This is a genomic window from Blautia pseudococcoides, from assembly GCF_001689125.2.
GTDB lineage: Bacteria > Bacillota > Clostridia > Lachnospirales > Lachnospiraceae > Blautia > Blautia pseudococcoides.
The window spans coordinates 3,213,465-3,227,963 of sequence record NZ_CP015405.2 but is presented as its reverse complement, the minus strand read 5'-3'; the positions used below and the strand labels follow the sequence as shown (position 1 = coordinate 3,227,963).

The following is a 14,499-nucleotide window of genomic DNA, read 5'->3' as shown; positions in this document are numbered from 1 at the left end:
GTTTACACGGAAGGTGGAATATCCGCCCTGGTGGTGGGCAAGCAGCCGGTCATTTACATAGATGTGGGCAGAATAGCAGCGCCCTGGAATTCCAGATAAGCCTGTTCGCCCGGGGTTAATTCCGGTCTGGGTAAGATTTTTATGTAATAGCAGGTACCCCTGTGGTAGTCATTTCCACCGTCCTGGCCATCAATGGTGTTCCAGGTGTGGGGAAGTGTCACTGTCTCTCCGGGAAGCGCTGCAGCGGTAAGTGCATCCTCTGCTGATTTTACAAAATTCCAGTTGTCTTTTAGCTGTGTTATATATCTGGTCATGCTTATTTTTCCTCACTTTCTGTGGGTACTGCATTTTTCTTCTTTTCGATGCGTTTTTGAACTTCTACCATATCATCTTTACTTAAATGACAGTAGTGCATGGCTACCAGAGTACAGATCCAGCCAAGAATCGGAAGTCCGAACATGATGATCGTTGTGGTCCAGAAAATAGCCGGGGTGGCAGCATCTGTTGGCTGGGGCATAGTAGAAGTATAACCGATCAATTCAACAGTACCTGTGGCGATCAAAGCGGAGAAAGAAGATACAATTTTATCGATAACTGTAAATGCCCGTAACGACTGCCGGAACATAACGGCCGCTGCGGTCCTGTTCATAGTCAATGATATCTGCCATAAAAGCAGTACCTGCAGTAGTTACACACATATTGGCACCGTTTTTCGCCAAAGTAAGAATTACATAGAGAATCATGCAGATACCTGCGCTTGCAATCTTTTTTGGGTCGATCACAATTAAAAATCCCCACATGATCACGCTGACTGCGATACAGATGCGAGTCCAACTGATGATTGTTTTCTGGCTTCCGAACTTTCCGGCATATTTCGCACCGCGACTGCAAAGAGAATAGAAGGCAGCATACCGATAACGCTGAGGATGGTTGCAAGTCCCATATTGCCGATCAGAATACCATTCATCATTGTTACGATGACAGCCTGAGAGGTTGTCTGCTGTGCAATCTTGTCAGAGACAGAAGAGATGATGTAGCACTGAAGAGGACGGTTATGCTTTAAAATCTCAGCCATATCTTTGAGTTTTAAGTGTTCCTTCTTATCTGCTAATCCGCGGAAGTTTTCCGGTTTATCATATTCTGATACACCAATGCATACAAGAAGAGTACCAACTGCGGCAAGACCAAGGCATACCCTGCAGGCAGCACCCAGGAATTCAAGATTGTAATCTCCGCCGAATTTGGGGAGAAGAATAGTATTTAATACAATACTGAGGGCCATGGGGATGACATAATTTAGTGCGGTTGACCACACGCTGATCGTCGGGCGTTGTTTGGGGTCATTACTGATCAGCGGATTGATGGTAAGGGTGTCATATTAGTGATGGTATAACCAATGACATAGATTATGTAAAATAAAGTGAATCCGATAATACCAAGACCTTTTCCCGGTCCCCAGACAAACATTGCCATGAGAGCCAGGGCTTCGATGATATAACCTGTGATGAGCAGGATACGGATTTTACCAAACCGTGTGTTTACTCTGTCATAGACAAATGCGAGAAGCGGGTCAGTGATACCATCTATAATCCGTGTCCAAGTGAGGATAACACCAACGACTGCTGTGGCAATACCAAATCCAAGACTGGCTGTGTAACTTGCCAGTCCGATGAGGGAGTAGACGCTCATGCCGACAAAGGCGTTACATGCAATCAGGATAATTTGCCAGAGTTTTGCGCGGCGGTATTGTATACCGTCAATTTCGCTAGCGAGAGCTTTTGATTTTTGCCATGATAAATAAATCCTCCGTTTTCTTTGTGTATATTTGCAATATGCAGATGATAAGACGTTACGGTTCACTCCGTGCTCAGTAACAATAAGACAACTATAAGGGAAGTTTTATTTTCATGCAGTATAGAAATTCGCTCATATGTACAAAAAATGGTGGAAAGAAAATTGAATATGGAAAAACTAAACATAATACATAAAATCTGAACTATTATATTCTGTGATTCTGTGCGCGGTATTCGCTTGGCGACATACCGACAAGTTTTTGGAAACAGGTATAAAAATAACTCCGGTTGCTGAAGGAAAGGTTATCGCTGATCGTCTGAATATTTTCCGTGGTTCCGGACAGAAGCAACTTGGCCTGATCGATTTTCTCCTTCAAGATGTAATCATGGATGCTTGTGCCCATCTCCTCCTTGAATTTGTGGGAAAAGTAATACTCTGAATACCCGCTGCGTTTGGCGAGCATATGAATTGACAGAGGCTCTGTTATATGGGATTGAGCATAACAGCATACTGATTGATAATATTGGTGGGGATTGTGGGAATACGCTCAAACAATTTAAAAACCATAGAACGAAGCTTCACAGTCAAATCATAGTCATCCAGATGTTTTCTCATAAGCATCTGGGAATCGCGGCCGCTGTAAATGGGGCCTATTAAAGAACATTGTTCCAGAAGTGAACCATGGTAAACAAATCCCACAATCCATAAGAGGTTTCCGGCGGCTTCCGCAATGAGAGGAGTCTTCCGGCCGGAAGCGATATATTCTTCCACCAGTTTGGAAAGTCCGGTGTAGGAGAGAAAATTGCCGGAAAAAATACTTTCGGTCCAGTTTGTATGTGTCATATTCAGATTCTTATCATAGGCCCATATATACAGGTCATAGTTACAGTTGATCAGGTCCATAAAAAAAGATATTTTATCGGGTGTGTTCATAAAATCCTCCGTTTATCCGCAAAGTGTCAGGTGGCGCATGTTAAAATTCGTTAAAATGTAAATTTAATAATAACTACTCGGAATTAACTGTAATAAATGTGGCAGATATATGGAGAGAAAGTGACGTGTGGTACCCAGGGAGGTCTCGTCAGCGAGTGGAAACAGAGTAAGAAACTGGTGAGTAACAACGAATGGCGGGAAGTCAGCAGAGGCCATAGTAAACCGATGGCTGCAAACATCGGCGAAGGGCTGAACTTTAGGAGATACAAGCAATGAAAGTAACTGAAAGTAGATTTAAGGACAGACAACTTCATATTGAGGACTATCTGCAAATGGTATCTGCGGAACAGAAAGAGTATGCAGAAGTGTTCGACTACGGGAAGATTACTGAAAAGAGCGGTATCATCACAGACGATTGGACGAACAATCTTTTGGATTTGATCTTGCGAAAAGACAATCTAAACAGGGCTTACAAGAGAGTGAAATCAAATAAGGGAGCAGGTGCGGATGGAATGCAGGTGGATGCCCAAAGCGGTATCAAAGCTGACGGGCCATGCAAAAGAATTTATCACAATGGATGTGTATGGTGATAAAAAAGGTATCATTGCTGACCGTTTAGACGAACAGCAGCCTTTTATGGATGATGTAATGCCAAAGGAAGAAGACGAGATTATATTGAATTCCGAAGTGTTGGATACGGTTATCCCTGTAGAAAATTACTTTTTATAAGTAGAGACAGAGGAAATGACAATTGAGAAAAAACGAAAAAGAACAAATGTTCCGCTTTTGCCTATACATTTTTATATGTCTATGTTATAATTTTTAGTGACTTTAAAGAATACCATTTCCACCAGGTTTTATCTGGTGTTACGACGTATCCAAAAACAGGTTTTGGTGACCTTCATTCGTACATGGAAAAAGTTCGCCTATAGACCACAGTACTGAATACTCTGTTTTACGAACTTTTGGTCTATAGGCGAACTTTTTGTTGGGTCACCACGGAGGTAAACATATATTATGGAGTTCAAATTACACTCAGAATACCAGCCCACCGGCGACCAGCCGCAGGCGGTCGAAGCCCTCGTCAAAGGCTTCAAAGAAGGCAACCAATGCCAGACTTTACTAGGGGTTACGGGGTCTGGAAAGACTTTTACCATGGCCAATGTCATCCAGCAGATCCAGAAGCCGACCCTCATCATCGCCCACAACAAAACCCTGGCCGCCCAGCTCTACGGCGAGTTTAAGGAGTTCTTCCCCGAGAACGCAGTGGAATACTTTGTCAGCTACTACGACTATTACCAACCCGAAGCCTACGTCCCCTCATCCGATACCTATATAGCAAAAGACTCCTCAGTCAACGATGAGATCGACAAGCTCCGTCTCTCCGCCACTTCCTCCCTGAGTGAGCGGAAGGATGTTATCATTATTTCCAGTGTTTCCTGTATCTACGGCATTGGAAGCCCAAAGGATTACCAGAACATGATCATCTCCCTTCGTCCGGGGATGGAAAAGGACAGGGATGTGGTGGTGCGGGAGCTGATCGACATTCAGTATGACAGAAATGACATGGATTTTCACCGAGGTACTTTCCGTGTGCGCGGGGATGTGCTGGAAATCTTTCCGGCGGATTATACAGACATGGCAGTGCGGGTGGAATTTTTCGGGGATGAGATCGACAGGATCACACAGATTGACACGCTGACCGGTGAGATCAAGTCCCAGCTCAATCACATTGCCATTTTCCCTGCCTCCCATTATGTAGTTCCCATTGAGCAGATACGGAAGGCGGCTGTGAATATTGAGGAGGAGTTAAAAGAGCGGGTGGACTATTTCCGCAGTGAGGACAAACTGCTGGAAGCACAGAGAATTTCCGAGAGGACCAACTTTGATATAGAAATGCTGAAAGAGACGGGATTCTGCTCGGGGATTGAGAACTATTCCCGCCATTTATCCGGTCTGGAACCGGGGGAGGCGCCCTATACCCTCATGGACTATTTTGGGGATGACTATCTGATCATTGTGGATGAATCCCACAAGACTATTCCCCAGATACGGGGTATGTACGCAGGTGACCGCTCCAGGAAGAGTACACTGGTTGACTATGGTTTCCGCCTGCCGTCAGCTCTTGATAACCGACCTCTGAATTTTGAGGAGTTTGAGAACAAAATAGACCAGATCATGTTTGTGTCTGCCACGCCAGGGGACTATGAGGCAAATCATGAACTGCTGCGCGCAGAGCAGATCATCCGGCCCACAGGACTTCTGGACCCCATGGTGGAGGTGCGCCCTGTTGCGGGACAGATTGACGACCTTGTGGGGGAAGTCAACAAAGAGGTGGAAAAAGGCAATAAGGTTCTCATAACCACCCTGACCAAGCGGATGGCAGAGGACCTGACAGATTATATGAAAGAACTGGGCATCCGTATTAAATACCTGCATTCAGATATCGACACCCTGGAACGTACAGAAATAATCCGTGATATGCGGTTAAATGTGTTTGATGTTCTGGTAGGCATTAACCTCCTCCGTGAAGGTCTGGATATCCCGGAAATCACCCTTGTGGCGATCCTTGATGCGGATAAAGAAGGTTTCCTGCGTTCTGAGACATCCCTGATCCAGACCATTGGACGTGCGGCCCGTAACTCCGATGGGCGTGTTATCATGTATGGCGATAAAATAACGGACTCCATGCGTCTTGCCATTGACGAAACCATGCGCCGCCGTAAGCTGCAGCAGGAGTACAACGAAGCCCACGGCATCACACCCCAGACGATCAGGAAGGCGGTCCGCGATCTGATCAACATCTCCAAGAGTGTGGCAGAGACGGAGCATAAGCTGATGAAAGATCCGGAGTCCATGAACAAAAAAGAACTGAAGAAGCTGATTCAGGATGTAGAAAAACAGATGCGGGCAGCAGCAGCAGATTTGAATTTCGAGATGGCAGCAGAGCTGCGTGATAAGATGATAGAGCTTAGAAAAAATCTGGAGGAGATTTCAGAGAATTGATCGGTCTAAGCCAGCATGTGTCTGAAAAATATTCCGGCAAATGGTGACGCACCGTTTGCCGGAAGCAATTTTCAGACATTGCGGAGCAGAGATAAAATAAATTTCTTGTAAATTTATTCAGAATAATGTAATATTACTCATGGACTGTCCCTGGGCGGGACAGGAATACAGGACCGCGGCTGTTTTAAAATATCCAGCCAAGGCCTTTTCTTATGTGAAAATATTAATATTGGGAGGAAACCTATGAATTACGGTATTTTAAGTTTACTGCCGCCTGTCATAGCCGTTATCCTGGCGATCAAGAGCCGAAATGTGATCCTTTCCCTTTTCTGCGGAGGGCTTACCGGTGTATTGATCTTCAGCCATGGTAATCCGTTTTTGGCTGTGAAATCCATGATTGGTGATTATTTATTCGTGCAGCTTACGGACAGTTATAATGCAGGTGTGATCGTTTTGGTAGTGTTCATCGGAGGATTTATCAAGCTCATGGAAAAGTCAGGAGGGGCACAGGCTTTTGGGCAGAGTGCATACCGCTATGTGAACACAAAGCTGAAAGCACAGCTCTGCGCCTGGGCCGGGGGCATCATTATCTTCTTTTCGGATTTGGGTACCCCGCTTCTGGTAGGGCCTGTGTTTAGGCCTCTGTTTGACAAACTGAAGATTTCCAGGGAAAAATTGGCCTGGATCCTGGACTCCACGTCCTCACCGGTGGCTATTTTGATTCCCTTTATCGGCTGGGGCGTATACATTATGGGGCTCATCCAGTCAGAGTTTGACAACCTGGGGGTAAAAGCATCGGATTATACTACATTTGTCCGGGCGATTCCCTTCCAGATCTATGCGATCCTGGCGATCATCATGATTCCGCTCATAGCCTTTACAAAAATAGACTTTTTCCAGATGAAAAAAGCAGAACAAAAGGCTGAAAAAGAAAAGGCGGATTACAGCTTTGACGAACATGTGGAGAAAGAGGAGAATACCGGAGCATATTCCAAAAAGAACGCAAAACCCATTATGGTGATTCTTCCTATTGTAGTTGTATTCGTCACATTGTTTGCTACTCTGGCGCCATTGGGATTTCCCTTTAAAAAAGTGGATGGCAATGAATTCAGGGTTGCGCTTACCATGGGATACTTTTTCGGGGCATTGGTACTGATCCTTATGATATGCCTTTTTAAAGTTATGAACTTCAGTGAAACGTTCAAAGTATATGTGGGCGGTATGAAAGGCATGACGGACGTGGCCATCACCCTGATCCTTGCCTGGTCTCTGGGAAGCATGATCAGTGAGCTGGGTACAGCACAGTTCATTGTGGATGTGCTGAAATCCATGAGCTTTTCCGCAGCGCTGGTTCCTGCAGCCATCTTCCTGTTTGGGGCATTTGTGTCTTTTTCCACAGGCAGCTCATGGGGAACCTTCGCAATTATGATGCCTCTTGCCATACCAATGGCCCAGGCATTCTCCATACCGTTTGCCATAGCGGTAGGGGCGGTTCTCTCCGGCGGCCTGTTTGGAGACCATTGCTCCCCGATCTCTGATACCACCATTCTGTCCTCCACAGGTGCAGAATGTGATCTGGTTGAACATGTAAGGACCCAGCTTCCCTACGCGCTGGTGAACGGTGTGATCGCTCTCATTGCCTTTATTATCGCAGGGGCAACGAAAAGCGCCGCTTCCCTTGGATTTGCCGTTGCGGCGCTGGTCATCGTGGTATTTGTTATCAATAAAGTATTTAATAAAAAGGCAGCAGTATAATATACGGCCGGCGCATCGTTTCAAAGGGTACGCCGGCTGTTTTGTTATATAGAAAAGTCCGTCGGGCGGAATGGGCGCACATCATGAAAATCCTCCTGTTTTACAAAATATCTAAATAGTTTGAAACATTTCCGGCAAACTTCCTGACTAATAAGCAGAAACATGAAAAACATGTGGAAACGTACGTGCGGAAGAAAGGAACTTCATATGAATGATCTTATAAAAAAAGCGCAGGAGCGGGAGACATCTCTGAAACCATTCTACCTGCTGGGAAAAAATAGACCGGCTCAGGGAAGAAAGGTATTTCCGTACCTGGATGACCAGAATCCTGATCAACAAATGCAAGGATATACGGAACAAAAAAGTCTGCTGTTTGTAAAATCTTATCCGGAAGGTGATCAGCTTCTCACAGAGGATGATGGCTACATTGTACCTATTAAATAAATGACCACCGTCAAAAATTTCTGATATATTATGACAAAACAGAGGGAATGCTGTTAAGTATATACAGTCTCTCTGTTTTTTGTCTGCTGTTTGTACTTTATTTATTATGCAGATTCTGAAACTTTCTAAAAAAAACATAAAGCCCTTGACAAATAAACACGCTGGTGCTATCTTTAGAACATAGATGTTAGCACTCCATGCAAACGAGTGCTAACAATACCGGAAAAGAGATCCGGCCCTATCAATGCAGAAGCAGAAAGGAGATAATAATGGACAGTGAACTGGATGAGCGGAAACGAAAGATATTAAAAGCCATTATCCGTACGTATCTGGAGACCGGCGAACCGGTTGGTTCGAGAACGATTTCAAAATACACTGACCTGAATCTCAGCTCTGCGACCATCCGGAACGAGATGTCAGACCTGGAGGAACTGGGGTATATTGTACAGCCCCACACTTCAGCAGGACGGATTCCCTCAGACACAGGCTATCGTCTCTATGTGGATGAGCTGATGCGTGAGAAGGAAGAGGAAGTTTCGGAGATCAAGGAAATGATGATCGAGCGGACCGATAAAATGGAAAAGGTGCTCAAACAGGTGGTGAAGGTTCTGGCATCCAACACCAACTACGCAACCATGATCACAGGCCCGACCTATCATACAAACAAATTAAAATTCATTCAGCTTTCCAGGGTTGCTGAGATGCAGCTGCTGGCAGTTTTGGTGATTGAAGGAAATATTGTTAAGAATCATATGATAACCCTTCAGGAGCCTATGGATGATGACACAATATTGAAGCTGAACCTGCTTCTCAATACCCAGTTAAATGGTCTCACCATTGAGGAGATCAACCTGGGCATGATCACCAAGATGAAAGAACAGGCAGGTATCCACAGCGCTGTTGTGGGAAGTGTCATTGACGCGGTGGCCAATGCCATTGCGGTGGATGATGATGAGGTGGAGATTTATACCAGCGGCACCACGAATATTTTCAAGTATCCGGAGCTGGCGGACACCTCAAAGGCCAGTGAACTGATTTCCGCCTTTGAGGAAAAGCAGGAGCTGGTAGATTTGGTAAAAGATACTATGAATTCCGAAGAAAATACCGGCATTCAGGTATACATTGGAAATGAAACCCCTGTAAAGACTATGAAAGACTGCAGCGTTGTGACAGCCACATACGATTTAGGAGGCGGGATGCAGGGCACCATCGGTATTATCGGCCCCAAGCGTATGGATTACGAGAACGTAGTGGATAATTTAAAAACGCTGAAGACGCAGTTGGACAATATATTTAAGAAAACCTAGAAAGGCGGTACGGATTCGTGTCAGAAGAAAAGGAATTATATGAAGAGATGCAGCCGGATGCGGCTTCTGAAGAGAAAGCAGAAGAAATATTAGAGGAAGACGACAAGGCTCTGGCAGAGGAGGCCACCTGTGAAGAGGCCGGTGAGGCTGCTGACCAGTCTGCGGAGGAAACAGAAGAGCAGACAGACGGGCAGGCTGACCAGGGAAAAGGAAAGTCAACAGAGAAAAAAGGCCTGTTTGGTAAAAAGAAAAAAGATAAAAAAGATGAAAAGATAGAAGAACTCACCGATATGGTGAAACGCCAGATGGCAGAGTTCGACAACTTCAGAAAGCGCACGGAGAAGGAAAAAGCATCCATGTATGAGATTGGTGCGCGTGAAGTGATTGAAAAGATCCTTCCGGTGGTTGACAACTTTGAAAGAGGTCTGGCAGCAGTTCCGGAGAATGAAAAAGAAAGTCCCTTTGCTGACGGCATGACAAAGATTTACAAGCAGATGATGACCGTCTTTGAAGAAATCGGCGTAAAGCCCATTGAAGCAGTAGGACAGGAATTCAATCCGGATTACCACAATGCAGTCATGCATGTGGAGGATGAAGAAGCCGGGGAGAATGAGGTAGTTGAAGAATTCCAGAAAGGCTATCTTTACAAAGACCACGTAGTGAGACACAGCATGGTAAAGGTTGCCAATTAGTTTTAGAAGATGCGCCTATGGCGCAACTCAAATTCTCCGGCGGAACAGTCCGTTGGATTTTATCTTATAGATGAGACGCTTTGGCGGAGCGCAAAACCGCTGTGAACAGAAAAAGTAATTGATTTTAAATTCAGGAGGAATTTATCATGGGTAAAATTATAGGTATTGACTTAGGTACAACAAACAGCTGTGTAGGTGTTATGGAAGGCGGACAGCCGGTAGTGATCGCCAATGCAGAAGGCGCAAGAACCACACCGTCTGTTGTGGCTTTTACAAAATCAGGAGAAAGACTGGTAGGTGAGCCGGCAAAACGTCAGGCTGTTACCAATGCAGATAAAACCATCTCTTCCATCAAGAGACATATGGGAACAGATTACAGAGTGACCATTGACGATAAAAAATATTCTCCGCAGGAAATTTCCGCAATGATCCTTCAAAAACTGAAAAGCGATGCAGAAAACTACCTGGGTGAGAAAGTGACAGAGGCAGTTATCACAGTTCCGGCCTACTTCAACGATGCTCAGCGTCAGGCAACAAAAGATGCCGGTAAAATCGCAGGCCTGGAAGTAAAACGTATCATCAACGAGCCTACAGCAGCAGCCCTTGCTTACGGTCTGGACAATGAGAAAGAGCAGAAGATCATGGTATACGACCTGGGCGGCGGTACTTTCGATGTTTCCATCATTGAGATTGGAGACGGCGTTATCGAAGTATTATCCACAGCAGGTGACAACCGTCTGGGCGGTGATGACTTTGACCAGAAAGTTGCAGATTACATGATCGCTGAGTTTAAGAAATCCGAAGGTGTAGACCTTTCCGCAGATAAAATGGCAATGCAGAGAATCAAAGAAGCTGCAGAGAAAGCGAAAAAAGAACTTTCCTCCGCAACCACAACCAACATCAACCTGCCGTTCATCAGCATGAACAGCAACGGACCGCTGCACTTTGACATGAATCTGACAAGAGCAAAATTCGATGAGCTGACACATGACCTGGTAGAGAGAACCGCAGAGCCGGTTCGCCGTGCGCTGTCTGATGCAGGCCTGAATTCTTCCGAACTGGGCCAGGTACTGTTAGTAGGCGGTTCCACACGTATCCCGGCTGTACAGGATAAAGTAAAACAGCTCACAGGCAAAGAGCCGAGCAAGACCCTGAATCCGGATGAGTGTGTAGCTCTGGGTGCTTCCGTACAGGGTGGTAAGCTGGCAGGCGATGCAGGCGCAGGTGATATCCTTCTTCTGGATGTTACTCCGCTGTCCCTGTCCATTGAGACCATGGGCGGTATCGCTACAAAACTGATCGAAAGAAATACAACCATTCCTACCAAGAAGAGCCAGATCTTCTCCACAGCGGCTGATAACCAGACAGCAGTGGATATCAACGTGGTACAGGGTGAGAGACAGTTTGCAAGAGACAACAAATCCCTCGGACAGTTCCGTCTGGATGGAATTCCGCCTGCAAGAAGAGGTGTTCCGCAGATCGAGGTTACCTTTGATATTGATGCCAATGGTATTGTAAACGTATCTGCAAAAGACCTGGGAACAGGAAAAGAACAGCACATTACCATCACTGCAGGCTCCAATATGTCCGATGAAGATATTGATAAAGCAGTAAGAGAAGCTTCTGAGTATGAAGCTCAGGATAAGAAGAGAAAAGAGGCTGTAGACACCAAGAACGACGCTGACGCTATGGTATTCCAGACAGAAAAAGCTCTGGAAGAAGCAGGCGACAAGCTGGATGCCAATGACAAGACTGCAGTGGAAGCAGATCTGAACGCATTAAAAGAACTGTTAAACAGCTGTGCAAACACAGACGAGATCACAGATGCTCAGGTTGCTGACATCAAAGCCGGCAAAGACAAATTGATGGAGAGCGCACAGAAACTCTTCGCTAAAATGTATGAGCAGGCACAGGCTTCCCAGGGAGCACAGGCAGGTCCGGGTCCGGACGCAGGCGCTGGTACTCAGGGAGGAAATGAAGCATACGGTGATGATGTGGTTGACGGAGACTACAGAGAAGTATAAAATAGCTTTGTCAGTAAATGACTTGGATGGCATGGGGTGTTACAGCACTCCATGCCTGACTGTATGTTTAGAAAGGGATAAGACCAATGGCAGATAAAAGAGATTACTATGAAGTCTTAGGCGTGGACAAAGGCGCTGACGACGCCACGATCAAAAGCGCATACCGTAAGCTGGCAAAGAAGTACCATCCTGATGTAAACCCCGGAGACAAAGAAGCGGAGAAAAAATTCAAGGAGGCTACAGAAGCCTACGGCGTTTTGAGTGACCCGGATAAGAGAAGACAGTATGACCAGTTCGGCCATGCGGCCTTTGAAAACGGCGGTGCCGGCGGAGCAGGAGGCTTTGGAGGCTTCGGCGGATTTGACGGTGCCGATATGGGTGATATTTTCGGCGATATTTTCGGCGATTTATTCGGCGGCGGCGGAAGAAGAAGGGCCAACAACGGTCCTATGAAAGGTGCCAATGTGAGGGCATCTGTGCGCATTACTTTTGAGGAAGCAGTGTTCGGCTGTGAAAAAGAGCTGGATCTGAACCTGAAGGAAAACTGTAATACATGTCACGGAACAGGCGCAAAGCCGGGAACTTCCCCGGAAACCTGTCCGAAATGTCATGGGGAAGGCCAGGTGGTATACACCCAGCAGTCCATGTTTGGTATGGTGAGAAATGTACAGACCTGTCCGGAGTGCCACGGAACCGGTAAGGTGATCAAGGACAAATGCCCGGACTGCCGCGGAACCGGATATGTGAACCAGAGAAAGAAGATCCAGGTATCAGTACCCGCAGGCATTGACAACGGACAGAGTATCCGTATCAGGGATAAAGGCGAACCGGGTACCAATGGCGGACCAAGAGGAGATCTGCTGGTGGAAGTTGTGGTAGCCCGCCATCCGATTTTCCAGAGACAGGATATGAACATATTTTCTACAGCTCCCATTACATTTGCCCAGGCAGCTCTGGGAGGCGAGGTGCGCATCAGCACAGTGGACGGGGACGTGATGTATGACGTGAAGCCCGGAACCCAGACGGACACTAAGGTGCGTCTGAAAGGCAAAGGTGTGCCTTCTCTGAGAAATAAGAGCGTGCGCGGCGACCACTATGTGACACTGGTGGTTCAGGTACCGACCAAGCTGAATGAGGATGCCAAGGAAGCGCTCAGAAAATTCGATGAGGCCTGCGGCAACCGTCCGTCCGGCAGCACAGAGAAAAAGAAAAAAGGATTTATGGACAAACTGAAAGAGACGTTTGAGGATTCATAAAAACAAGGCGCTGTGGAGAACTTCCACGGCGCCTTGTTTTTGTGGTAAATATGCTATGACTTTTGAACGCTTCAATCATTTTTTAAATTTTTCGTGATTTTCTGCAGAGTATGATACAGCACTTCCATTTCATCTTCTGATATGCCCTGCCATATCTGTTCATCCAGATCCGAAAATATTTTTTGCACACTGGCAGCCTTTTCTTTTCCTTTTTCCGTAATACAGATCAGGAAGGATCTTCTGCAGGAGGGGTTGACTGTTCTTAACAGATATCCAGCCCCCTGTAATTTGTCCAGGGTTCTGGACATGGTTGTCACATCCAGCAGACACCTGTCCGCGAGCTCGCGCTGTGTCATGCTTCCCTGCTCCAGGAGGCATTTCAGGATCTTGGCCTGCCCTTCGCCCACAGTGAGGCCCAGCTCCTGGAATTTTGGCCTTACTATTTTTCTGCGTTCTATGTCCATACTGTGCAGTATTTCCCTGATTTTACTTTTTTCCATTTCCATCACTCCAATTCAAATTGTCCTGTATACAGTTGATAATAGCGCCCCTTTTGCTCAAGCAGTTCATCGTGGCTGCCCCTCTCAATGATTTCACCTTTTTCCAGTACCAGGATGGCCTTGGCATTGCGCACGGTGGACAACCTGTGCGCGATGACAAATACGGTCCTGCCCTCCATGATCGCGTCCATTCCTCTTTCTATAAGCCGTTCTGTCCGGGTATCAATGGAACTGGTAGCCTCATCCAGGATTAATACCGGAGGCTTAGCGATGGCGGCCCTTGCAATAGCCAGAAGCTGCCGCTGTCCCTGGGATAAGTTGCTCCCGTCACCGTAAAGCATAGTGTCATATCCCTCAGGGAGCCGCCTGATGAAAGAATCTGCGTTGGCGATCACAGCCGCTTCCCGGATTTCCCTGTTGTCTGCGTCCAGTTTCCCGTACCGGATGTTCTCCGCAATGGTTCCTGTGAATAAATGGGTATCCTGGATGACCATTGAAAGGGAACGTCTTAAGTCATCCTTTCTGATTCTCTTGATATCAATGCCGTCGTAGGTGACCACTCCTGACCGGATCTCATAGAAACGGTTGATAAGGTTGATGATAGTTGTTTTACCTGCGCCGATGGAGCCCACAAAGGCAATTTTCTGTCCCGGTTTTGCGTACAGGGAGATATTGTTTAAAATTATTTTTTCCTGGCCATATCCGAATATAACAGGTGCTTATAAGTACCAGGAGGGCCACCAGGACAAACAGCCATTTATGCATCCCCAGATAATGAAAGAGGTTCA

Annotated in this window: 17 protein-coding genes and 1 pseudogene; 9 read left to right on the top strand and 9 right to left on the bottom strand. The window is 46.3% G+C overall.

From position 1 onward, the window contains the following. Positions 1–53 precede the first annotated feature (53 nt). From A4V09_RS26125 to A4V09_RS25495, 7 genes are all read right to left on the bottom strand, one after another. Positions 54–314 carry a hypothetical protein gene (locus tag A4V09_RS26125; protein ID WP_330396445.1) on the bottom strand — a complete coding sequence of 87 codons (261 nt, stop codon included), beginning with the start codon at positions 312–314 and terminating at the stop codon, positions 54–56. 2 nt (positions 315–316) lie between these two features. Next, positions 317–649 (bottom strand): hypothetical protein, encoded by a 333-nt coding sequence (locus tag A4V09_RS26120; RefSeq protein ID WP_330396444.1) that lies wholly within the window; start codon positions 647–649, stop codon positions 317–319. Continuing rightward, positions 585–800, bottom strand: coding sequence for a hypothetical protein (locus tag A4V09_RS26115; protein ID WP_330396443.1), 216 nt, complete (start codon positions 798–800; stop codon positions 585–587). The genes A4V09_RS26120 and A4V09_RS26115 overlap by 65 nt, the downstream gene beginning before the upstream one ends. A 2-nt stretch (positions 801–802) precedes the next feature. Beyond that, positions 803–1,315: a hypothetical protein gene (locus A4V09_RS26110; protein ID WP_330396442.1), complete on the bottom strand. Its 513-nt coding sequence runs from the start codon at positions 1,313–1,315 to the stop codon at positions 803–805. A 35-nt stretch (positions 1,316–1,350) separates the two neighbouring features. Further along, the gene (locus tag A4V09_RS26105) at positions 1,351–1,689 is read right to left on the bottom strand and encodes an MFS transporter (RefSeq protein ID WP_330396441.1); all 339 of its coding nucleotides are present in this window, start codon (positions 1,687–1,689) and stop codon (positions 1,351–1,353) included. Between the two features lie 310 nt (positions 1,690–1,999). Further along, a complete protein-coding gene (locus tag A4V09_RS26515; protein ID WP_242963852.1) occupies positions 2,000–2,257 on the bottom strand; it encodes a helix-turn-helix transcriptional regulator in 258 nt (85 codons plus the stop codon). Between the two features lie 20 nt (positions 2,258–2,277). After that, positions 2,278–2,727: a hypothetical protein gene (locus tag A4V09_RS25495; RefSeq protein WP_065543131.1), complete on the bottom strand. Its 450-nt coding sequence runs from the start codon at positions 2,725–2,727 to the stop codon at positions 2,278–2,280. Between the two features lie 272 nt (positions 2,728–2,999). Between A4V09_RS25495 and A4V09_RS15385 the strand changes: the two genes are divergently transcribed. The 9 genes from A4V09_RS15385 to dnaJ all read left to right on the top strand — a co-directional run bounded on the left by A4V09_RS15385 (position 3,000) and on the right by dnaJ (position 13,211). Then, positions 3,000–3,317, top strand: a complete 318-nt coding sequence (locus A4V09_RS15385) for a hypothetical protein (RefSeq protein WP_065543129.1) — start codon at positions 3,000–3,002, stop codon at positions 3,315–3,317. Continuing rightward, the gene (locus A4V09_RS24550; RefSeq protein WP_162291114.1) at positions 3,301–3,456 is read left to right on the top strand and encodes a hypothetical protein; all 156 of its coding nucleotides are present in this window, start codon (positions 3,301–3,303) and stop codon (positions 3,454–3,456) included. The genes A4V09_RS15385 and A4V09_RS24550 overlap by 17 nt, the downstream gene beginning before the upstream one ends. A 288-nt stretch (positions 3,457–3,744) precedes the next feature. Next, a complete protein-coding gene (gene uvrB / locus A4V09_RS15380) occupies positions 3,745–5,733 on the top strand; it encodes an excinuclease ABC subunit UvrB (RefSeq protein ID WP_065543128.1) in 1,989 nt (662 codons plus the stop codon). A 243-nt stretch (positions 5,734–5,976) separates the two neighbouring features. Next, positions 5,977–7,488, top strand: a complete 1,512-nt coding sequence (locus A4V09_RS15375) for an SLC13 family permease (RefSeq protein ID WP_065543127.1) — start codon at positions 5,977–5,979, stop codon at positions 7,486–7,488. A 207-nt stretch (positions 7,489–7,695) separates the two neighbouring features. Further along, positions 7,696–7,932, top strand: coding sequence for a hypothetical protein (locus A4V09_RS25490; protein WP_242963851.1), 237 nt, complete (start codon positions 7,696–7,698; stop codon positions 7,930–7,932). A gap of 269 nt (positions 7,933–8,201) precedes the next feature. Continuing rightward, a complete protein-coding gene (gene hrcA, locus A4V09_RS15365; RefSeq protein WP_171287120.1) occupies positions 8,202–9,239 on the top strand; it encodes a heat-inducible transcriptional repressor HrcA in 1,038 nt (345 codons plus the stop codon). Between the two features lie 17 nt (positions 9,240–9,256). After that, positions 9,257–9,931: a nucleotide exchange factor GrpE gene (gene grpE / locus A4V09_RS15360; protein ID WP_065543125.1), complete on the top strand. Its 675-nt coding sequence runs from the start codon at positions 9,257–9,259 to the stop codon at positions 9,929–9,931. 146 nt (positions 9,932–10,077) lie between these two features. After that, positions 10,078–11,955: a molecular chaperone DnaK gene (dnaK, locus tag A4V09_RS15355; RefSeq protein ID WP_065543124.1), complete on the top strand. Its 1,878-nt coding sequence runs from the start codon at positions 10,078–10,080 to the stop codon at positions 11,953–11,955. An 86-nt stretch (positions 11,956–12,041) separates the two neighbouring features. Further along, positions 12,042–13,211 (top strand): molecular chaperone DnaJ, encoded by a 1,170-nt coding sequence (gene dnaJ / locus A4V09_RS15350; RefSeq protein ID WP_065543123.1) that lies wholly within the window; start codon positions 12,042–12,044, stop codon positions 13,209–13,211. A gap of 71 nt (positions 13,212–13,282) precedes the next feature. Here dnaJ and A4V09_RS15345 read toward each other — a convergent pair whose 3' ends face one another. Together A4V09_RS15345 and A4V09_RS15340 are read right to left on the bottom strand one after the other, a co-directional pair. After that, positions 13,283–13,711 carry a MarR family winged helix-turn-helix transcriptional regulator gene (locus A4V09_RS15345; RefSeq protein ID WP_065543122.1) on the bottom strand — a complete coding sequence of 143 codons (429 nt, stop codon included), beginning with the start codon at positions 13,709–13,711 and terminating at the stop codon, positions 13,283–13,285. A gap of 5 nt (positions 13,712–13,716) precedes the next feature. Then, positions 13,717–14,424, bottom strand: a pseudogene (locus tag A4V09_RS15340) (ABC transporter ATP-binding protein); the annotation flags it as partial. Between the last annotated feature and the right edge of the window lie 75 nt (positions 14,425–14,499).